The sequence below is a fragment of the Empedobacter falsenii genome (assembly GCF_013488205.1).
GTDB classification, from domain to species: domain Bacteria; phylum Bacteroidota; class Bacteroidia; order Flavobacteriales; family Weeksellaceae; genus Empedobacter; species Empedobacter falsenii_C.
The window spans coordinates 2,544,039-2,566,285 of the sequence record NZ_CP040908.1 but is presented as its reverse complement, the minus strand read 5'-3'; the positions used below and the strand labels follow the sequence as shown (position 1 = coordinate 2,566,285).

Genomic DNA, 22,247 nt, shown 5'->3' with positions numbered 1-22,247 from the left:
ACCATGAAAAATGTAACGATATCTGTTATTCAGTTTAGTAAATATCATCAGATTGAACCTCAATTTGTGATTGATTTGTACAAAAATGATTTGGTTGTTTTGCACGAACGTAACCAAGAATATTTTATCGAAGAAAATGATTTAAAATTAATCGAACGATTTATTGAATTTCATTATAATTTGGGCGTTAATTTAGAAGGTTTAGAAGTGATTCATCATCTTTTGAAACAAATCGAAACGCTACAAAAACAATTAAAATAAACTAATTCAAAAACAACCTTTGCAGAAAACTGCAAAGGTTGTCTTATTTTTGCATAAATATTTTTGTATGGATACTCCCGAAAAGAAGAGTAAATTAAAAAAATTACATTCGCGCAATCGTCATTTAGCGCCTTATAATTTCGAAAAATTGTGTGCGATTTATTCGCCACTTTCCAAATATATCAAACCCAATAAAGAGAACGAACCAACGATTAATTTCTCGGATAGAGAAGCTGTAAAAGCGTTGAACAAAGCGTTGTTGAAAACATATTATGACATTGATTATTGGGAATTGCCAAAAGATAATTTGTGTCCGCCAATTCCTGGTCGCGCCGATTATATTCATTACGTTGCCGATATTTTGGGCGAAAGTTTTGATGGAGTAATTCCGCGTGGAAAAGATGTAAAAGTCTTGGACGTTGGTGTTGGTGCGAATTGTATTTATCCGATTATTGGAAATTACGAATACGATTGGAACTTTGTTGGTGCAGAGTTGGATTATGCTTCTTTCAAAAATGCGGAAGAAATTGTGAAGAAAAATGCTCGATTACGTAATAAAGTTGAGATTAGAATGCAATTTAATCCGAACAATATTTTCAAGAATATCATCAAACAAGGCGAGAAATTTGATATTACAATTTGTAATCCTCCATTTTTTAGATCGAATCAAGAAGTGATGGAGCAAACAATGCGTAAACTGAAAAACTTGGGTCAAAAATCTGATCAAAAACCAATTCAAAACTTTGGTGGAAATAATTCTGAGCTATGGTGTAGAGGAGGAGAGCGTCTGTTTATCACGAAAATGATAAAAGAAAGTGCAGACTATAAACATCAAGTAAAATGGTTTACAACATTGGTTTCTAAGAAAGAAAATGTTCGAATTTTAGAAGGAATTTTAAAACGTGAAAAAGTAAGAGATTACCGAATTGTAAATATGCAACAAGGGAATAAAATTTCGCGTTTATTAGTTTGGAGATTTTAATTGATTTATTTTTAATTCATTAAAGGTTTTATTTAAAATTATTCCAAATTTTTCTGAAGGGTTTATTCGGTTTAAGATTTGTTTTACCTTGTATAAACAAAATTATTACAAATGAAAACAAATAGAATAATGGCTTCTTTGGGAGTTTTAGCGTTGATGTTTAGTATCTTTTCGTTTACAACTTCTCGCCAAATTGACACAGGAAAAGCAATTTCAAGTTCAGAATGGAAAAACCTAAAAGTTTTACCACAAAACATTTCGGAAGATAGTTTGAAAGGTTTGATGCGTGGATATAATGCTGCTTTAGGTGTGAAATGTAATTTTTGCCACGCCGAAAATCCAGATACGAAAAAGATGGATTTTGCAAGTGATGCAAAAAAAGAAAAAGAATTTGCACGTCATATGATTGTGATGACACGTGATATAAACGCAAAAAATTTCAATTGGGAAAATGCAAAAAATCCTGAAATGATTAATGTTGTAACATGTGTAATGTGCCACAGGGGAAACGAAAGTCCTACAAAATCATTGATTGAGCCTGTAAACGTTGAGTTGAAAAACGTGAAAGATGTTGCAAAAGAAAAATTAGCTCCAGCATCTGGATCAGCGAAAGTTGAGAAAAAATAAAGAATAGAAATATAAGCTCCATTTTTGGAGCTTTTTTTATAAATTTAAGCTTGTTAACATTGTTGATATGATTAAATTTTTATGCATTCTTGTTCCTTTATCAATATTTAGTTGTAATAAAACAGAAAGAAAATTTTCAAAATGACCCAGTTACAAAAAATGGTTCTAAAGATTTAATAGTAAAAAAATATTATCATGGTTTTGGAAAGTATTCTCATCCATTATATTTATATGATGAGTTTAAAATGAAAGATTCAACTAATGTTAAAAAAGCTTATTGTATTGGATATTATAGAGATAATAGATTAGTCAAAATTGAAAAATATCTTCATCAAAATTTTGAATTTGGATTTATTTATAATTACAATCAAAATGGAGATTTAGAAAAAGTTATTAATTTACCAATTGAAGATAAAAAGTGAGATGTATAAAATTTAAAAAAGCCATTCGTAAGAATGGCTTTTTTAAATTTATTTCGAAGGAATAATCTACTCCTTAACCTCTGATTTATTCGAAATTAGCGACCAAATAATTGTTGTTAATAGAACTCCACCAATGATTGATAATGAAACTGTCGATTCGAAATGATAGAATGGCATAATAATCATTTTAATTCCGATAAAGCTCAAAATAATTGCTAAACCATAATGTAGTTTATTGAATTTATCCATTGAATTTGCCAACAAGAAATACAATGAACGTAGTCCTAAAATGGCAAAAATATTAGATGAATATAAAATAAATGGATCGTCTGGAGCAACAGCGAATATAGCAGGAATACTATCTACAGCGAAAACTAAATCAGTTACTTCAATTACCATTAAAGCGACGAAAAGTGGTGTTGCCATTTTAATTCCATTTTGTACAGAAAAGAATTTATCTCCATCAAAATTTGGTGTAACCTTAAAGAATTTGTGTACCAGTTTAACACCAAAATTTTGCGATAAATCTTGGTTTTCATCATCATCACTTGATTTCCAAGATTTGATTCCAGCAACGATTAAGAAGAATCCGAACAGTGTTAAAACGACATTTGGACGGAAGAATTGTTTTGCTGCAAAATTTGCATGAGTAGCTTCATCACCAAGATTAAAGTGCCAATCTCCAATTGAGAAAGCTGGTAAATAAGTCATTTTAATTAATTCAACTCCTGCAAAAATAAAGATTGCTCTAAAAAGAAGAGCACCTAAAATTCCCCAAAAAAGGACTTTATGTTGATATTCTTTCGGAATTTTGAAGAACCCAAAAACAAGGATAAAGACGAATAAATTATCCACGGATAAGGCTTTTTCTATCCAATATGCTGCCTGAAATTGCGAAAATTTATTGATGGCAAATGCATGTCCATCTGCTTCTTTAAAAACGAAATAAATTACACCACTAAAAATCATCGCCAAGGAAATCCAAACGACAGTCCAAGTAAGCGCTTCTTTGTTCGAAACCGCGTGCGCATTTTTATTAAAAACACCTAAATCAAGTAACAACATAATAATTACTGCAACCCCAAAAACAGTTATTAGTCCAGGATGATTCAACATGCTATCCTGTACAACACTGAAAATACTCATATAAATTTATTTAATTTGACAATTTACTATAAATTTACCAATCCTAACTCGATTGGCCTTTAAAAAATGTTTCTAAAAAAGAAAAAACAAGCAAAATTAATTTATTCCGGAATGAAAAGAGTAATCGCATACGTATTCTTAACAATTATTTTACCTATAGCTTCGAAAGCGCAACACGTTTCGCCATTGTACAAAGATTCTATTCAGATGAAATGGGTGGATGAAAAGTATAATTCTATGTCGTTGGAAGAGAAAGTAGGTCAGTTATTTATCGTTGCTGCCTATACAAACAGAGATGCGGTGCATGAGAATGATATTCAAAAATTAATTGAAGAAGAACATATCGGAGGATTAATTTTTATGCAAGATCAAGCGGCTCATCAAATTGAGTTGACAAATAAATTTCAATCGATTTCTAAAATTCCATTATTGATTGGTATGGATGCAGAATGGGGATTGGCAATGAGATTGAAAGGAGTGGAGCGTTTTCCTTGGAATATGACGCTTGGCGCTTTACGCGATAATAAATTGGTTTATCAAGTTGGAAAACAAATTGGTATACAAGCGAACAGAATGGGCGTTCAGTTTAATTTTTCGCCTTCGGTTGATGTCAATGTTAATCCAAATAACCCAATTATTGGAAATCGTTCTTTTGGTTCAAATCCTGATCGCGTTGCAGAAAAAGGAATTGCTTATATGGATGGAATGCGTGCACAAAACGTGTTATCGTCTGCAAAACATTTTCCTGGACATGGAAATACAGACCAAGATTCGCACAAAGTTTTACCTTTAATTCCAGATAATAAAGCAGATTTAGAGAAATATCACATTGCACCTTTCAAAAAAATGATTGATGCAGGTGTACAGTCAATTATGGTGGCACATCTAAATGTTCCAGCTTTAGAACCAGATCCAAAAATGCCTTCAACGTTGTCAAAAAATATCATTACAGATTATTTGAAAGGCGAGTTACAATTCAAAGGAATTGTGATTACAGATGCCTTGAATATGGATGGTGTGGCAAAAATGTTTCCTGCTGGTGATGTAGACTACAGAGCATTTGTGGCTGGAAATGATATTTTGTTGTTTTCGCAAAATGTACACGTTGGGAAACAAAAAATTATTGATGCAATTAATAAAGGTCAGATTTCTGAAGCGCGTTTAGAAGAAAGTGTGAAGAAAATTTTGATGGCGAAATATATTACAGGTTTAAATGAGGTTAGAACTTTAAATCCTACAAATGTGTTAGAAGATTTAAATTCTCCAACAAATTTAGCTTTAACAACAAAGATATTTGAGAAAGCTTCGACAGTTGTAAAGAATGAACACAAACTTTTACCAATTAAAAAATTGAATCAAAAAATTGCTTTTGTTCCGCTTGAACAAACAGATTATGATCAATTTTTGACACATTTACAAAAATATACAAATGTTGAGTTAGTGAAGATTTCAAATCCAAATCAAATCAATTTATTGAATGATTATGATGTGATTATTTCTGGAGCGTTTTTATCGAATGAAACGGTTTACAAACCTTATAAATTGTCCGATAATTCGAAAGCAATTTTGAAAGCGTTACCAAAAGACAAAAAGAAAATCTTTTCGTTATTCACAAGTCCTTACGGGTTGAAAGATTTAGATTTATCAAATTTAGACGCGGTTACAGTTCATTATCAAAATACAAAAGATGCGCAAGCAGCTGCTGCACAAGTTATTTTTGGAGCAATTGATGCAGATGGAACGTTTCCAGTAGATATCAATCAAAATTTGAAAGAAGGACAAGGAATTGTAACAAAACACATCAAACGTTTGGGATTTACTGCACCTGAAAATGTGAATTTAGGAAAAAAAAACTCTCAGAAATAGATAAACTTGCCGAAGAAGCAATTGCAAATCATTACACGCCTGGAATGCAAATTCTAGTCGCAAAAGATGGAAAAATCGTTTATGATAAAAGTTTCGGAACACAAGATAAAAATTCTTCAAAAAAAGTGAAGTGGACAGATTTATATGATGTCGCTTCGGTAACAAAGGTGACGGCGACGTTGCCTTTGTTGATGTTGGAGGTAAACGAAGGAAAATTAAACCTCGATCAAACAATTGGAGAAATTGATAATGATGCGAAGAATTCGAACAAATCTTCTTTAAAAATTCGTGAAGTATTAGCGCACCAGGCTGGTCTTAAACCTTGGATTGGTTTTTACAACGAAACTGTCAATGTAAAAAATGCACGATTATATTTAGATTTCTATTCGAGAAAGCAAGACGAAGAACATCAAATAAAAGTTACAGATAACATTTATATTATCAATTCTATAAAAGATACGATTTACGAAGATATTTATAAATCATCTTTAGGTCGTAAATCATATGAATATTCAGATTTAGGCTATTATATTTTCAAGAAAAAATTAGAAAAAGATTTTGGGAAAAATCTGAATCAATTGACACAAGAGAAATTTTATCAATCATTGGGAATGTATCGCACAACATTCAATCCAAAGGAAAAATTTAGTTTAGAAGATATTATTCCAACCGAATATGACAAAACCTACAGAAATCAACTCGTTCATGGTTTTGTACACGATCAAGGAGCTGCAATGATGGGCGGAATTGCTGGTCATGCTGGTTTATTTTCCAACTCGATTGATTTAGCAAAATTGATGCAAATGTATTTGAATGGAGGCGAATATGGTGATGAGGTTTATTTGAAGCCAGAAACTGTGGCGGAATTCACCAAACAACAATTTCATGGGAATCACCGTGGAGCTGGTTTTGATAAAATGCAACATATTTCTAAAGTTGGTCCATCAGTCGAAAGTTTTGGTCATACAGGTTTTACAGGAACTGTGGTTTGGGCTGATCCTCAGTATAATATTGTGTATATATTTCTTTCGAATCGTGTCAATGAAACTGTCGAGCCAAATTATCTTTCCATTAAAAAAGTGCGAGAAAATATTCGACAGGTAATTTATGAAGCAATTTTACCTTAAATTTGTCTAAATAAAAATCGCGAATGAAAATAGGAATTGTATGCTATCCAACCTATGGAGGAAGTGGAATTGTGGCAACAGAACTGGGAATGGATTTAGCGGAAAAAGGTCATGAAGTACATTTTTTTAGCACAAATGTTCCTGCGAGATTAAACATCAAATTACCAAATATATACTTTCATCGAATTCATGTCGAAACGTATCCATTGTTCCAATATCAGCCATATGATTTGGCGTTGAGTACAATTTTGTATGATAAAGTTTTGCATTACGAATTAGATTTGGTTCATGTACATTATGCGATTCCGCATGCGTATGCAGCGTATTTTACGAAGCAAATGTTGGCGCGAAAAGGCTATAAATTACCAATTGTAACAACCTTACACGGAACGGATATTACATTGGTTGGTAAACATCCTGTGTATAAAACGGCTGTTGAATTTTCGATTAACGAATCGGATGCCGTAACATCGGTTTCCGAAAGTTTGAAACAAGATACTTTATGTGCATTTGACATTACAAATGAGATAGAAGTTGTGCCAAATTTTATTGATAATGATCAATATTTACCAGAGAAATGTGTGTGTTGTCGTGATAATTTTGCGCAACCAAAAGAGAAAGTGATTTTGCATACTTCGAATTTGAGAAAGGTAAAACGTATTGAAGATGTAATTGGAACGTTTAATTTGATTCAGAAACAAATTCCATCGAAGTTGATTATTGCTGGGGAAGGACCTGAATGGGATATGGCGGATCAAATGATTCAAGATTTTGGGATTCAAGATAAAGTAAAAAGTCTTGGAATGGTAAGTGACTTGAATGATGTTTTGAAAGCCGCAGATTTATTCCTTTTACCATCCGAACAAGAAAGTTTTGGTTTGGCAGCGCTTGAAGCTATGGCAGCAAGTGTTCCGGTTATTTCGTCGAATGCAGGCGGAATTCCAGAAGTAAATATTGATGGACTTACTGGTTTTGTTTGCCCTGTAGGAGATATCGAAATGATGGCAGAAAAGGCAATCTATATCTTAGAAGACGATAAGCGTTTGGCAGAGTTTAGTCATCAAGCAAAAGAACAAGCAATACGATTTGATAAAACGAATATTCTTCCGCAATATGAAGAACTTTATCGCAAAGTCATCGCAAAATCTAAAATCGGGTAAATCCCGATTTTTTTTATTAGATTTATTCTTTTATTAAAACTGCATTTATGAAGAATAATATACAATTTAAACTATTCATACTATTCATATTTCTAACGAAATTTCTTTCTGCGCAAGACACTATTTATTATGATCAAGATTGGAAAAAAACTACAAAAAATAATAGTTCTTATTTTAGACCATTACCATTTAAAAAAAGTGGAAATGTTTATTTAGTAAGAGATTATTATAAAAACGGAAACTTACAAATGCAGGGTTATATCCTTAATAAGGATGATGATTCAAGTTTTGTAGGAGATGTTTTTTATTATAGAATGGATGGATTAGATAAAAGGGTGACAAGTTTTATCAATAATTCTAAAACTAAAGAACTAATTTATTATAATAATCAAGGAAAGCTATGGCAAAAAGTTTTATATAATGATGCAGGAGAAATTTCAAAAATTGAGATTTTTAAGGATGAAAAAATAGTTACTTCAGGGATAATCGAAAATAAAAAATTAGAAGGTAATTTTATCAGAATTCCATCAGATTTTTATTTAACTCCTGAGATTATTAAAAATGGACCAATTATGATTGGAGGTTCCTCAAATCCAGAATTTCGTACACTTCATAACTTTTCTCAAATTATTTTCTGGGAAAATGGGAATAAAGCTAAAGAGGTTAAATACAGTAGGAAATCAGATGCTTTATTTGATATTTCGACTACGTATTGGGATGAAAATGGTGTATTAGTTCCTGAAGAATCTATAGATCGAAAAGGTTATACAACTAATGTGTATTTTACATATTATTTAAAAAACGGATTTGCAAAATCGTATGAGATTAAAAGAAAATCATATGCGAAAACTTTCGTTACTATAGAAAATTATGATATGGATGGAAATTTAATTCAGAAATTAATTTATAAAAATGAAAGACCTTATGATGGGGTTTTTGTTGATTATAAAGATGGAGTATTTTTAAAAACAGCTACGCTAAAGGAAGGGATTTATATTGACGAACTTATCGTTAAAAATCGTGATAATATAGAATTATCGAGAGGGATTTATAAAGATGGTAAACCTTTTTCAGGTACGTTTATAACAGATGTATACGGTGAAAAAGGTTTCTCTTATTATCTTATAAATAATTATGTTGATGGTGTAATTAGTGGTAAACAACAAGAATTTGATATCTATTTTAAATTATTAAAAGAATATGAGATTAATAGTTAAAAGAATAAAAATCGGTTAATTTTCTATTTTTATACTTTCAAACTAACTCAATCTATGTTACAAAAAGTCACTTTTCCTAATCCATTTGGATTTTCAAAACCTACAAAAGAAGAAGTTTTATCATTGCAAAAGAAGTATAATTTTTCTGATGAATATGCGACTTTTTTATTGGAGCAAAATGGATTTAATGATTTACTCTTTTTTGATGCCGATTATAACAATTTTACTATAAATTATACTGGCGAAGAACCTTGGCAAATGTTTGGTGGTTTATATGGCTTGAATTCTGATTCAGGTTATTATGATTTGATAGAAGCGCAAGCTTATACTATTTTCGAATCGATATTTTTCAAAATTGGAACAGATCCTGGAGGAAATGAATTTGTTGAGGTTTTACAAGGCGATAAAAAAGGTTGGATTGGTTGCATCGATCACGATTTATATATTACGCATGATACGTTAAACTCATTTATCGAAGAAGTTGAAGAAGAAACAGATTACGAAAATTTGAACCAATTATCGCTCGAAGAATTGACTGAAATCTTGATTTCTGAAGATTTTGGAATGATGAATTTTCATGCAAAATCAATGCATCAATTCCTTACAGATTGTTTTATAATTAAAGATCAAACCATCTTGATAAAAGATTTAGAAGCAAAATAATTATTTATCCTCATTATAAACCTTTATTGAAAAACTGACAATATATTTTATTGGCACAACGTTTGTCTTATTAATACTCGCTTTTCTAAACGCTTCAAACAAGAACTATATCGTAGTTTTTTTGAAATTATGAAAAGCTTTCGTCAGTTAAAAATAGTTTTACTGACACTTTGAACGTACAAAAAAATTATGAACATAGACAATTTGTCATTAGCACAAGTAATGGAAGAAGAAATCGAATTAATTCCTTTGATGAGTAAAGACGAAGAAAGTAAGCTAAATAAGCAAGATATTTCTTCGGTATTGCCTATTTTATCGTTAAGAAACACTGTCTTATTTCCGGGTGTGGTTGCGCCAATTACCGCGGGTAGAGATAAATCTATACAACTTTTAACACAAGCTTACAAAGAAGATCGCATTATTGGAGTGCTTTCGCAGAAAGAAATTGCTGTGGAAGATCCTACACAAGACGATTTGTATACAGTTGGTACAGTTGCTAAAATCATGCGAATGATAAAGTTGCCAGATGGAAACATTACGGTGATTTTGCAAGGGATGAAGCGCTTCAAAGTCAAAGAATTTGTTTCAGATGATCCTTATTTCAAGGCAGAAGTAGAAATTTTGACAGAAAAAGTTCCAACTTCACGCAACAAAGAATATCCAATTATTATTGAATCAATTCGCGATTTAGCTTTTCAGATTGTAGAAGAAAATCCAATGTTGCCTTCGGAAGCTGCAGGAGCTATAAAAAGTATTGAAAGTAATACGTTTTTAATCAACTTTGTCGCGTCTAATTTGACGTTAAGTTTAGATGAAAAACAGTTGTTGTTAGAGATTTCTGATATGAAACTTCGTGCAATGGAAGTGATGCGTTTTATGAATGTTGAGCTTCAGAAACTGGAGTTGAAGAATACAATTCAGAATAAAGTTCGCAAAGAATTAGATCAACAACAAAAAGAATATTTCTTAAATCAACAAATCAAATCGATTCAAGAGGAGTTAGGAGGAAATTCGACAGAAGAAGAAATCAATGAAATGCGCAAACGTGCTTTAACGAAAAGTTGGAGCGAAGAAGTAGCGAATCATTTTGATAAAGAAATTAATCGTCTTTCTCGTCTAAATCCGCAAATGCCAGAACATAATATTCAGCGCAATTACCTTGAATTTATGTTGGATTTACCTTGGAATACCTTAACGAAAGATAACTTTGATATCAAGCATGCAAAGAAAATTTTAGATCATGATCATTATGGTTTAGAAGATGTAAAAGAACGTATTTTGGAGCATCTTGCAGTCTTGAAATTGAAAGGAGATATGCGTTCGCCAATTCTTTGTTTATATGGACCTCCGGGTGTTGGTAAAACATCGTTAGGGAAATCTATTTCAGAAGCGATTGGACGCAAATATGTACGTATGTCGTTGGGTGGTTTACATGATGAATCAGAGATTCGCGGTCACCGTAAAACCTATATAGGAGCGATGCCAGGACGAATTTTACAGTCAATTAAAAAATCTGAATCGTCTAATCCAGTTTTTGTTTTAGATGAGATTGATAAAATGACAGCGAGTGCGCATGGAGATCCTTCATCAGCAATGTTAGAGGTTTTAGATCCAGAGCAAAACTCAACTTTTTATGACAATTTCTTAGAAATTGGCTACGATTTATCGAAAGTATTTTTCATTGCGACTGCCAATAATATTGGAGATATTCCAAGTCCGTTACGCGATCGTATGGAGATGATTAATATTGCAGGTTATACAATCGAGGAAAAATCTGAAATCGTAAAACGTCACCTTTTACCAAAACAATTAACAGAACATGGCTTGAAAGAGAAAGATGTTGTGTTAGGTAAAAAAGAAATCGAATATTTGATTACGGGTTATACACGCGAATCTGGAGTTCGTAAATTGAATCAAAAAGTTGCGAAATTAGTTCGTTCGGCTGCAAAACATATTGCGTTGGAAGAAGAATTTAATGCTAAATATTCAATTGAAGATATTTCGAAAATCTTAGGCCCTTCTATTACGCCAGACCAATACGAGAACAACGAAGTTCCGGGTGTTGTGGTTGGTTTAGCTTGGACAAGTGTTGGAGGAGATATTTTGTTTATCGAATCTATTTTATCGAAAGCGAAAAATGGAGGGCTTTCGATTACAGGAAACCTTGGAACTGTGATGAAAGAATCTGCGACAATTGCGTTAGAATATATCAAAGCGCATGCGGATGAATTAGGTATCAAACCAGAAGTGTTCGAGAATTATAAAGTCCATATTCACGTGCCAGAAGGAGCAACGCCAAAAGATGGACCATCTGCCGGAATTACAATGTTGACGTCTTTGGTTTCGTCTTTTACACAACGAAAAGTGAAAGCAAAATTGGCAATGACAGGAGAAATCACACTTCGTGGAAAAGTTTTACCAGTTGGTGGAATTAAAGAGAAAATTTTGGCGGCGAAACGTGCAAATATCAAAGAAATTATTTTATGCGAAGACAACCGAAAAGATATCGAAGAAATTAAAGCAGAATATGTAAAAGGAATGACTTTCCATTTTGTAAAAGAAATGAAAGAAGTTTTGGAAATCGCTTTAACAAATCAGAAAGTAAAAGGAGCAAAGGTTTTGGATTAATGTGAAATCTTCTCAAAACAAAAAAAAGGAACTCAATTAGAGTTCCTTTTTTTTTGTATATTAATCAAAGAATTAATACTTCGAATATGCGTGTAGCTTTATTATTTATCTTAATATTCTTATCTGAACTTTGTTTGTCTCAAGTACAAAATAAAACGGAGATTTATTCAAGAATTTCTGAAAATGATTATTGGGGTTATGTTGATAATAGAACAAAAGAAATAAAAATTCCACTTGGTAAATATAAATTTATGAATCCTCTAGATCAAGAAAATATGATTCTTGCTAAGAAAGATGATAAAGAAGGTTATATTGATATTAATGATAATATTTTAATTCCTTTTATTTACAATGATCTAAGTGTTTTTTCTGATAATGGTTTAGCAATTGCTCAAATTAAAGATAAGTTTGGTGCAATAAATAGAAAAGGAGAGGTTGTAATTCCATTTATTTATGATCGATTAAATTATTTTTACAAATCAGGATTAGCAGTAATTATAAAAAATGGAAAATATGGATTTGTAGACAAAACAGGAAAAGAAATTGTGTCATCTATTTATAATTCTGTTGATCAATCTATGAATGATAGTATTTTATTTGTAAAGAATAAGGAAAAATGGGCAATTTTTAATAATGAAGGAAAACAATTAACTGATTATATATTTGATAATCATGCAGAGGAGGTTATTGTGAAACCTAAGAATAGTTTTGGAAATGGAACTACATATTTTATAGATGGTTCTATGAAATTGTCGAAGAATGGTAAAATTGGATTTTTAGATAAGAATTTAAAAGAAGTATTAGAGTTTGGGAAATATGATAATATTTTAATTTTCAATCAAAAAGGTTTAGCAATAGTTGAAGATAAATCTAAATATGGAATTATAAATTCTAAAGGACAAATTGTTTTAGATATTATTTATGATTCAATTTCAAATGATGGATTTTATGGAAATAAATTAGAAACTTATGTTATCAAAAAGGAAGGTAAATTAAAATTACTTTCTAAAGATTTAATTTCAATTTCTGGTGACAAATGGTTGAAAAGTATAAATTTTCGAGAAGCTGTTGTAGAAAATGATCAATATATTTTATTGTTTGAAGTTGAAGACTTTAATAAGAAAAAAGGAATATTAACTTCTGATGGACGAGAATTGGTGAAAATAGAAAACGAAGACGTTTTTTTAGTAAATGAAAATAAAATTGCTGTGATAAAAAAGAATAAAAAGATTTATTTGTTCAATATTATTCAAAAAACACTTTCAAATACTGAGTTTACAAATTACTATCATTCAACTGATGAGGGATTTATTATTTTAAAAAAGAATAAATTATTTGGAGTCGTTGATACTTTGGGAATTACTAAAATTCCACCAATTTATGGAGCAATAGAAGCTGTCTATAATAGACAAAATAATTTTATCGTTAAAAAAAATAAGAAATTTGGAATTATAGATATTAATCAAAAAATAATTGTTCCAATAGAATATTCTTCTATTTCTAATTGGGTAGAATATGGACCTGAAGAACATATTGTTACTAAAAATGGTTTATCTGGTTTGATAACTCGAGAAGGAGAGGTTTCAATACCTTGTATTTACAAAGATTTTAGTTATGCAAACGGTTATTTTTTTGTTAGTAAACAAAATAAATTTGGAGCTGTAGATAAGTCGAATAATCAGTTAATTCCATTTGAATATGATGAATTGAAATTTAATTGGAGTGATTTTTATTTTAATTATGAGAATAAACCAATTACTATAGCTGTTATAAAAAAAGGAGAGAGAATGTTAATTGATCTGAAAAATAATATAATTAAAACGAATTTATCTCAAGAAGAATGGGATAAGTTTGGATTGTATTAGCCAAAAAGGAACTCTAATTGAGTTCCTTTTTTTTTTGTATATAAATCTATAACCAAATAAAGTTTTTAGCTTTTTCACTTTCTGGATCAAACCATTCATCACTTATTTCTTGAAAAATTGGTTTTCCATTTTGATCTATTTTGATTTGAATCAAATCTCCAATAGGTGCTCCATGTAAATATCTTAATCGACCTAAAGAATCGAATTTTATTTTGTTATCATGAAGTAACTTTTCATATTTTGGAAAAAGAGAAATGTTATCTTTTGTTATTCTAATTTGATTCATAACAAAGTTTTAATCTTACTTTATTTTATAAGCAATTCCCCAAAAAACGGGCATATTAAAAGGACCGCTGTATTTTCCGTAACCTGGAATAACCAAAGGATCAATTCCTTGATCTTTTTTACCACCAATATAAGCTGCAGGATGCAAAGCTAATTCACCATAAAAATTTTTGAAAATCTCTACACGTCCACCAACCACAGCTTCTATCCAATAACTGCTTACATTCGCTTTTGGCAAACTTCCTGTTCCTGTAATCTCATTCGATTGTAAATCTCTAATCGGATAACTATTGATGGTTTGCGAATATTTAGAATACGCAATTCGTCCACCAATGTAAATTCCGTTCGATTGATTTTCTACATCTTGCGTTATAAACCAGTTTGCACCAAGTTTTGCAAAAACGCCGTCAACATCAACATTCCAATTGATTTCATTAAACTTATTTTTCTCGAAACCAGCTTCTATAACAGCATGCCACTTATTATTGATTTGATAAGAAGCATAAGCGCTAACACCTTTTTTATCGTTGAAAGCAGAAACAATCGGATTGAAAACATCTACACCGATAAAAATATCATGGTGTTTTTTCTTTGGAATAGAATCTGTAACGGAAACTTTTGTCGAATCAGTTTTATTTTCTTGACCAAATGCAAAACTAATTGCGCTCGTTAGCAAAAAGCTTAATAACAGTTGTCGAACCATCTTTAATTTCAGTATTTACAGTTTCTATTTTCTTTATCCAATTTCCAGCTCCATTTGCAGTTTTCGTCACCAATTTTACATCAACTCCTTTAAAAGTTAATCCAAAACCACAAGCTTTAGAAGTATAGCCATTTCCAAGTGTATCGTATTTTAAAATCAATCGATCACGTTTTGCAGGGATTGTTCTGATGACTTTACCCGTTATAGAATCTTTTACATCTATATCTGGACCTTGCGCTATAGTATAATAAATTTCTTTTTTTGAATTATTACGCAAAGCAATTCCGAAACTCGTTTTTCCTAAAGCAGAATTTTTTTCGATTAAGACAGTATCTTTACTCGTTCCTGTAGCTTCTCTAATTCCTTTTGTAATCGAATCATTATAAACATACGCCCAATAATAAATCGAATCTTCTAAAGGAACATTTGTTCCATCATAATACATATCAGCAACCATGCGAGGAACATCACCTTCGTCAGTACAAATATCATCGTCTTCGCAACTATAAAATGCTAAAGAAATTATAGAAGCGAAAATTGAATAAGCCAGAAAACGTTGAATATTTTTCATTTTTTTTGATTGAATTTTAAATTCGCTCTAAAAGTACAATATTTTCTACATGATGTGTTTGCGGAAACATATCAACTGGCTGAACTTTAACAATTTTATATTGATCTTTCATCAATTCTAAATCGCGCGCTTGTGTAGCAGAGTTACACGAAACGTAAACAACACGTTTTGGATTCATGAACAAAATATTTTCAACCACTTTTTTATGCATTCCATCACGTGGAGGATCAGTAATAATTACATCTGGAATTCCGTGTTCGTTGATAAAATCTTGATTCAATACATCTTTCATATCACCACAATAGAAATCGCAATTATCAATTCCATTGAATTTTGCTGCCGCTTTTGCTGCATCAATCGCTTCTTGAACAGATTCTACACCAACTACTTTTTTAGCTTTTTTCGAAACGAATTGCGCAATTGTTCCAGTTCCTGTATATAAATCGTACACTAATTCATTTCCAGTTAAACCTGCAAAATCACGTGTTAATTTATATAATTCGTAAGCTTGTTCTGGATTGGTTTGATAAAAAGATTTTGGACCAATTTTGAAATTCAAATCTTCCATCTTTTCCATAATATGATCTTCTCCAGCAAAAACTTCGATATCTAAATCATAAACAGAATCGTTTTGTTTCGGATTAATTGCATACAATAAAGAGGTGATTTCAGGGAATTTATCTTTCAAGTTTTGTAAGAAAGCTTCACGATTTTCTTTTTCTTCACGGAAAAATTGAACTAAAACCATTACTTGTCCATTCTGAGAAGTACGAATCATTAATGTTCTTAATAAACCTTCTTGATTTTTTAAATCGAAGAAATCTAAGTTATGTTCTAATGCAAAACGTTTTGCTTCAACACGAATCGCATTCGAAGGATCACGTTGTAAGTGACATTTTGTAACATCCAAAACTTTAGACCAAGCACCAGGAATATGGAATCCAACTACGTCACGGTCGTCAAATTCTTTCCCAGACTGAATTTCTTCTAACGTTAACCAACGTGCATTAGAAAAAGTAAATTCTAATTTATTACGGTAAAAATATTGTTCTTTAGAACCTAAAATTGGAACAATTTCAGCATCTAAATCTTTGAAACCTCCAATACGAACCAAATTGTTAACCACTTCGTCGTGTTTAAATTTAAGTTGCGCATCATAGCTCATATCTTGCCATTTACAACCACCGCAAACACCAAAATGCTCACATTCTGGCTGAACGCGATAAGGAGATTTTGCGTGAATTTCGATTGCTTGTCCCTCTAAATAGCTGCTTTTTTTCTTCAAAACGTGTACATCTACAACGTCTCCTGGAATCGCACCTTTTATCAGAACCGTTTTTCCTTCCTCTGTTTTACCAACTGATACACCTTTTGCACCAGCACGTAAAACTTCTATATTATTTAATATGATTTTTTGTTTCGCTTTTCTTGACATTTTGCAAAGGTAAGGAAGTCGTCGAAATATTCAATTTTTTATCTTTTTTTGGAATCAATCTTTGTATTTTAAATAATATTTTTATTTTTACAATATAAAATCTATCGGTTTTATAGATTATTATTTTGTTTGATAAATTTATTTAGAATAATTTTCATAAAATAGTGTAAAAAATAGGTTTGTTATTTAAATTATTCTATTAATTATGTTTATTTAGAAAAATAATATAATTTTGAAATCAGAAATGAAACAAGAAAAAATGAAAAATTTAGTATTTAATATGTCAATGTATATGTGTCGCTCTTTACAAGAGGAGGAATATGTTGTGATGTATTAATTACGAAAATAATAATTCATGAACTCCTCCAAAATTTTGAGGAGTTTTTTATTGTCAAAAAATAAGTTAGAAAGTTAGAAAGAATGTCAAGTCAAGAAAAAAATTATTTAAATCAGCTAGAAGACGAAGCAATCTACATTTTGAGAGAAACAGCTGCTCAATTTGAGCGTCCAGCATTGTTATTTTCAGGAGGAAAAGATTCGATTGTTTTGATTCATTTAGCTTTGAAAGCCTTTCGTCCAGGGAAATTTCCTTTTCCTTTGGTGCATGTAGATACAGGACACAATTTTCCTGAAGCGATAAAATTTAGAGATTATTTGGTCGATAAAATTGGCGAAAAATTGATTGTTGCCTCTGTAGAAGATGCTATAAAAAAGTATAATCTGAAAGAAACTGCTGGTCGTTTTCCTTCTCGTAATGCCTTGCAAACGTATGCGTTGTTAGATGTAATCGAAGAAAATGAGTTTGATGCATGTATTGGAGGAGCGCGTCGTGATGAAGAAAAAGCACGTGCAAAAGAACGTATTTTCTCGGTTCGTGATGATTTTGGTCAATGGGATCCGAAACTTCAGCGTCCAGAATTGTGGAATATTTTGAATGGAAGAATTGAAAAAGGACATAATGTACGTGTTTTTCCGATTAGCAATTGGACAGAATTAGATGTTTGGAATTACATCAAACAAAATAACATCGAATTACCAAATTTATACTTTGCTCATGAACGCGAATGTATTGTTTACAATGATAAATTAATTGCGACTTCAGATTTTATTCAGCCAAATGCAGATGATAAAGTTGTGATAGAAAAAGTACGTTACAGAACGGTTGGTGATATGACGTGTACAGCGGCTGTACCTTCGGATTCTTCTACGATTGACGATATCATTACTGATATTATTAACACAAGAATTAGCGAAAGAGGACAAACTCGTTTGGATGATCAATTGTCAGAATCAGCGATGGAAGACCGTAAAAAACAAGGTTATTTCTAAGTCAAAATTTTTTTAAACAAAACTCTATAATATCTATAGGAATTAAGTAAAATGAATACATTAAAATTTATAACAGCAGGAAACGTAGACGATGGTAAAAGTACTTTAATAGGGCGTTTACTTTACGATTCGAATAGTATTCACACCGATCAATTGGGTGTTTTAGAAAAACGTAAATCAAATGAAGACGACGAAATTGATTTGTCTTTGATTACAGATGGTTTACGTGCCGAGCGCGAACAAGGAATTACAATAGACGTAGCGTATAAATATTTTTCGACTGCAAAACGAAAATTTATTATTGCTGATGCGCCTGGACATGAGCAATATACACGAAATATGATTACAGGTGCTTCAAATTCAGAGTTGATTATTATTCTGGTTGATGCACGAAAAGGAATCACTTCTCAAACAAAACGTCATGCAAGCATTGGTTCGTTAATGGGAATTAAAAAAGCAATTATCGCGATTAACAAAATTGATTTGGTTGATTATTCGCAAGATATTTTCGAAAAGATAAAAAATGATTTTCAACAAATTCAAGATCAATTGAATTATGATGAAGTAACTTTTATTCCAGTTTCTGCTTTGGTTGGCGATAATATTGTCGAAAAATCTGCGAAAACGCCTTGGTATAATGGTGAAACATTATTGCATCAATTGGAAACAGTTTCGATTGAAACAGATAAAAATTTAGCAGCGCGTTTTCAGGTTCAATGGGTAATTCGCCCAAAAGATGAAGAACATCACGATTATAGAGGTTATGCGGGACAAATTTTGAGTGGAGTTTATAAAGTTGGGGATTCTATTAAAGTTTATCCATCAAATATCGAATCAAAAATTGTTAAAATAGAACGTCATTTGGAAGAAGTACAACATGCTGAAGCAGGAGAAAATGTTGTGATTCATCTCGAAAATAATATAGATATCAGTAGAGGAGACTCAATTGTAAAAACTTCCGAAGAACCGCAAACGACAAACGAACCAAAGGCTTGGATTTGTTGGTTAGACAATAATGCATTGCAACAAGGAAAAACGTACGTTTTGCAGCATCGTTTTCATTCGGTTCGTGCAAAAATCAAAGCAATCGATCAACAATGGGATATTAATAATTGGGAATTTATTCCATCTGAAGAAATCAAGTTAAATGATATTGGACAAGTGGTTTTGAAAACAAATCAACCTTTATTTTTCGATTCTTTTAAAGAAAATATTCATACAGGAAATGCCATTTTGATTGACGAAACAACGAAAAATACAGTCGCTGCTTTGATGTTTATTGATTAAAATTCGTCAGTTCGAGTGATTTTTAGAAATGAAATGTATAAAAATTGTATCGAGAACTAAGATGAATTTTATTTTCCATAATTTTTTATCGATACAAAATTCCACTCGAATTAATGGTTTCATTGATAAAATTATCTAAAAGCACAAAGGTTTAATATATCAACTCAATCTTATCAATCAACTAATTTATTACAAACATGCAAACAACAATAGGAAAAGTAATTTTGGCTGGCGCTGGTCCTGGAGATCCAGAATTGGTGACGCTCAAAACGTTAAATTATATCAAAAAAGCAGATGTTATTTTGACAGACCGCTTAGTTTCTCCAGTGTTAATAGACGAATATGCGTCGAAAGATGCGTTGGTTATTTATGTCGGAAAACAATGTTCGAAAGGCATTCATACGCCTCAAAAAGATATTAACGATTTGATGATTGAGTTTGCAATGCAAGGAAAATTAGTGGTTCGATTGAAAGGAGGTGACGCTTCGCTTTTCTCTAATATTTTGGACGAATTAGAAACCTTGAAAAAAAATCATGTTCCGTACGAAATAATTCCAGGTATTTCGGCTGCTTTTGGTGCTGCCGCTTACACGGGAATTCCGTTGACAGCACGCAATCATTCGAAAGGAGTTCGCATGTTGACGTTGTGCGATTTGAAATCTATTGAAGATAAACAATGGAAAGATTGGGCAAAAACATCGGATACATTGGTTTTTTATATGAGTGGACAACGTTTACAAACTTTAGCCGATCAGTTAATTTTGAATGGAATTGATACCGAAAAAGGTTTAGCAGTTATTCAACAAGCGACAACTCCAGATCAGAAAACACAAGTTTTTACTTTCGAAAATATTGTAGAAAACCATTTACCGACCTTCGATTTTGTACCAACTTTAATTATCGTAGGTCATGTTGTCAATTTGCATCAATCATTCGCTTGGTTTGATGAACAGCCAACTTCTAATTCATATTTTGATAACCATAAAACAACAATTTCTTATGCTAGCTAACGAAAAATTGAACTTAGTAAAAAGTTTAGTAAAAGAATTATCACGTGACGAAATTATTTGGACAAATGGTTATTTGGCTGGATTAGTTGCGAATCAGACACAAGATGAGCCGAAAGAACAAAAGGTTTTAACCTCAATCAAACCTACAATAATCTATGGAACTGAAACAGGAAATGCGAAGAAATTAGCCAATCAATTGCTTGGAATTTTTAAGAAGAATAAAATTCAAGCCAAAGCAATTGATGCGTTTCAATATCCACTCGAAAAAATTGAAAAAGAAGAGTTTTTAATTCTAATTTTTAGTACGCAAGGAGATGGAGATTTACCTCAAAATGCGCAAAAATTCTATGATAATTTGAGCAATTCTGACCTAAAATTGAATCAAACAAAGTTTGCTGTTTTTGGTCTGGGCGATACGTCTTATCCGTTTTTCTGTAAATCAGGAGAAGAAATCGATGAATTATTTGGAAAACTAGGCGCACAACGCGTTTTCGATTTGGTAAAAGTAGATTTAGATTATCAAGAAATTGCCGAAAATTGGTTTGCGGATATTTTAAAAACTATTCAATCAGAAGGAAGTTCAATGGTTGTACAACCTCAAAAATTGCAAAGTTCTTCTACGCAAAAAAAATCGTATGGAGGAATTGTAAAGCATAAAGTTATTTTGAACGATAGAGGTTCGAATAAAGAAACCTATCATATCGAAATAGCAGTTGATGAGCAAGTCGATTACGAACCAGGTGATGCTTTGGGTGTTTATCCAAAAAATAATCAAACCGAAATTTTAGAGATTGCAAAGCTTCTCAATGAAGAAAATCGCGCTCAAGAACTTGAAGAAAAAAATATTAGAGCACTTTCTAAAAAATCAATCGATCAATTTGCAACAATTTTGAATGTAGAAATTCTCGAAACTAAAATTGATTTAATTGATTTGTTGATAAAATATTATTCGTCTGAATCTACAATAAAATTTGATGATATTTTAAATCTTTTGCATCCAATTGCACCACGTTTATATTCGATTTCATCATCGAATGAAGCACATGATAATGAAATTCACTTAACGGTTAGTCTGAATACTTTTTTAGTTTCAGATCTACAAAAAACTGGATTATGTTCTCAGTTTTTAGCAGATTTTGAGCAAGGTAAATCCATAGAATTTTACATTCATAAAAATAAAAACTTCAAACTTCCAGATGAAAATCAATCGGTGATTATGATTGGTCCGGGAACAGGAATTGCACCTTTTCGTAGTTTTTTGACACATCGTGATGCGATTGGTGCAGAAGGTAAAAACTGGTTGTTTTTTGGTGAGCAACATTTTGTTTCGGATTTCTATTATCAAACTGAAATTCAGGAATGGCTTTCGACAGGAGTTTTAAGCAAATTAGATACAGCTTTTTCGAGAGATCAAAAACATAAAATTTATGTACAAGATCGAGTGAAAGAACAAGGAAAAGAGCTTTACAATTGGTTAAAGGATGGTGCTTATTTGTATGTCTGCGGTCAAAAAGACGGAATGAGTACAGATGTAGAAAGTGCTTTGATCGAATTAATTGCAAAAGAATCAAATCAAGATGAGGTTTCAGCGAAAAATTTTCTAGAACAATTAGAAGAAGAAGGTCGCTACCAAAAAGATGTCTACTAATCAACCAACAATTAA

At 31.5% G+C, this 22,247-nt stretch carries 20 protein-coding genes; 15 read left to right on the top strand and 5 right to left on the bottom strand.

Going from position 1 to position 22,247, the window contains the following annotated elements:
- The first annotated feature begins 3 nt into the window (after window positions 1–3).
- The 4 genes from FH779_RS11940 to FH779_RS11925 all read left to right on the top strand — a co-directional run bounded on the left by FH779_RS11940 (window position 4) and on the right by FH779_RS11925 (window position 2,292).
- Entirely contained in the window at window positions 4–261 is a 258-nt protein-coding gene (locus FH779_RS11940) for a chaperone modulator CbpM (RefSeq protein ID WP_125349027.1), read from the top strand.
- 67 nt (window positions 262–328) lie between these two features.
- On the top strand, window positions 329–1,243 hold the full coding sequence (gene rlmF, locus FH779_RS11935; protein WP_114999549.1) for a 23S rRNA (adenine(1618)-N(6))-methyltransferase RlmF: 915 nt from the start codon (window positions 329–331) through the stop codon (window positions 1,241–1,243).
- A 111-nt stretch (window positions 1,244–1,354) separates the two neighbouring features.
- Window positions 1,355–1,870: a c-type cytochrome gene (locus tag FH779_RS11930; RefSeq protein ID WP_180904863.1), complete on the top strand. Its 516-nt coding sequence runs from the start codon at window positions 1,355–1,357 to the stop codon at window positions 1,868–1,870.
- Between the two features lie 89 nt (window positions 1,871–1,959).
- Window positions 1,960–2,292, top strand: coding sequence for a hypothetical protein (locus tag FH779_RS11925; protein WP_180904862.1), 333 nt, complete (start codon window positions 1,960–1,962; stop codon window positions 2,290–2,292).
- 66 nt (window positions 2,293–2,358) lie between these two features.
- On the opposite strand, the gene FH779_RS11920 is transcribed toward FH779_RS11925, so the two are convergent.
- Window positions 2,359–3,438: a TerC family protein gene (locus tag FH779_RS11920; protein WP_180904861.1), complete on the bottom strand. Its 1,080-nt coding sequence runs from the start codon at window positions 3,436–3,438 to the stop codon at window positions 2,359–2,361.
- 111 nt (window positions 3,439–3,549) lie between these two features.
- On the opposite strand from FH779_RS11920, the gene FH779_RS11915 reads away from it, so the two are divergent.
- The 7 genes from FH779_RS11915 (at window position 3,550) to FH779_RS11885 (ending at window position 13,964) form a co-directional block, all read left to right on the top strand.
- Window positions 3,550–5,304 (top strand): glycoside hydrolase family 3 protein, encoded by a 1,755-nt coding sequence (locus tag FH779_RS11915; RefSeq protein WP_244957955.1) that lies wholly within the window; start codon window positions 3,550–3,552, stop codon window positions 5,302–5,304.
- Between the two features lie 44 nt (window positions 5,305–5,348).
- On the top strand, window positions 5,349–6,431 hold the full coding sequence (locus tag FH779_RS11910; protein WP_244957954.1) for a serine hydrolase domain-containing protein: 1,083 nt from the start codon (window positions 5,349–5,351) through the stop codon (window positions 6,429–6,431).
- 23 nt (window positions 6,432–6,454) lie between these two features.
- A complete protein-coding gene (gene bshA / locus FH779_RS11905; protein ID WP_180904859.1) occupies window positions 6,455–7,591 on the top strand; it encodes an N-acetyl-alpha-D-glucosaminyl L-malate synthase BshA in 1,137 nt (378 codons plus the stop codon).
- Window positions 7,592–7,638: 47 nt separating this feature from the next.
- The gene (locus FH779_RS11900) at window positions 7,639–8,808 is read left to right on the top strand and encodes a hypothetical protein (RefSeq protein ID WP_180904858.1); all 1,170 of its coding nucleotides are present in this window, start codon (window positions 7,639–7,641) and stop codon (window positions 8,806–8,808) included.
- Window positions 8,809–8,862: 54 nt separating this feature from the next.
- Window positions 8,863–9,471 carry a hypothetical protein gene (locus tag FH779_RS11895; RefSeq protein ID WP_180904857.1) on the top strand — a complete coding sequence of 203 codons (609 nt, stop codon included), beginning with the start codon at window positions 8,863–8,865 and terminating at the stop codon, window positions 9,469–9,471.
- Window positions 9,472–9,660: 189 nt separating this feature from the next.
- Window positions 9,661–12,099 carry an endopeptidase La gene (gene lon, locus FH779_RS11890; protein ID WP_180904856.1) on the top strand — a complete coding sequence of 813 codons (2,439 nt, stop codon included), beginning with the start codon at window positions 9,661–9,663 and terminating at the stop codon, window positions 12,097–12,099.
- Window positions 12,100–12,185: 86 nt separating this feature from the next.
- Window positions 12,186–13,964, top strand: a complete 1,779-nt coding sequence (locus FH779_RS11885; protein ID WP_180904855.1) for a WG repeat-containing protein — start codon at window positions 12,186–12,188, stop codon at window positions 13,962–13,964.
- Window positions 13,965–14,010: 46 nt separating this feature from the next.
- Here FH779_RS11885 and FH779_RS11880 read toward each other — a convergent pair whose 3' ends face one another.
- From FH779_RS11880 to rlmD, 4 genes are read right to left on the bottom strand one after another with little or no spacing between them, the layout of a single operon-like run.
- Window positions 14,011–14,250 (bottom strand): hypothetical protein, encoded by a 240-nt coding sequence (locus tag FH779_RS11880; protein WP_038332337.1) that lies wholly within the window; start codon window positions 14,248–14,250, stop codon window positions 14,011–14,013.
- 15 nt (window positions 14,251–14,265) lie between these two features.
- Entirely contained in the window at window positions 14,266–14,952 is a 687-nt protein-coding gene (locus FH779_RS11875; RefSeq protein ID WP_180904854.1) for a DUF6048 family protein, read from the bottom strand.
- Window positions 14,906–15,523 carry a DUF6452 family protein gene (locus FH779_RS11870; RefSeq protein ID WP_180904853.1) on the bottom strand — a complete coding sequence of 206 codons (618 nt, stop codon included), beginning with the start codon at window positions 15,521–15,523 and terminating at the stop codon, window positions 14,906–14,908. The genes FH779_RS11875 and FH779_RS11870 overlap by 47 nt, the downstream gene beginning before the upstream one ends.
- 16 nt (window positions 15,524–15,539) lie before the next feature.
- Entirely contained in the window at window positions 15,540–16,958 is a 1,419-nt protein-coding gene (gene rlmD, locus FH779_RS11865; RefSeq protein WP_180904852.1) for a 23S rRNA (uracil(1939)-C(5))-methyltransferase RlmD, read from the bottom strand.
- 420 nt (window positions 16,959–17,378) lie between these two features.
- On the opposite strand from rlmD, the gene cysD reads away from it, so the two are divergent.
- From cysD to FH779_RS11845, 4 genes are all read left to right on the top strand, one after another.
- Complete coding sequence (gene cysD / locus FH779_RS11860; protein ID WP_180904851.1) at window positions 17,379–18,287, top strand: sulfate adenylyltransferase subunit CysD; 909 nt, start codon at window positions 17,379–17,381, stop codon at window positions 18,285–18,287.
- Window positions 18,288–18,338: 51 nt separating this feature from the next.
- Window positions 18,339–19,574: a sulfate adenylyltransferase subunit 1 gene (locus tag FH779_RS11855; RefSeq protein WP_180904850.1), complete on the top strand. Its 1,236-nt coding sequence runs from the start codon at window positions 18,339–18,341 to the stop codon at window positions 19,572–19,574.
- A 197-nt stretch (window positions 19,575–19,771) separates the two neighbouring features.
- Window positions 19,772–20,584 (top strand): uroporphyrinogen-III C-methyltransferase, encoded by an 813-nt coding sequence (gene cobA / locus FH779_RS11850; protein ID WP_180904849.1) that lies wholly within the window; start codon window positions 19,772–19,774, stop codon window positions 20,582–20,584.
- Entirely contained in the window at window positions 20,574–22,232 is a 1,659-nt protein-coding gene (locus tag FH779_RS11845) for a diflavin oxidoreductase (RefSeq protein ID WP_180904848.1), read from the top strand. The genes cobA and FH779_RS11845 overlap by 11 nt, the downstream gene beginning before the upstream one ends.
- The last annotated feature ends 15 nt before the right edge of the window (window positions 22,233–22,247 follow it).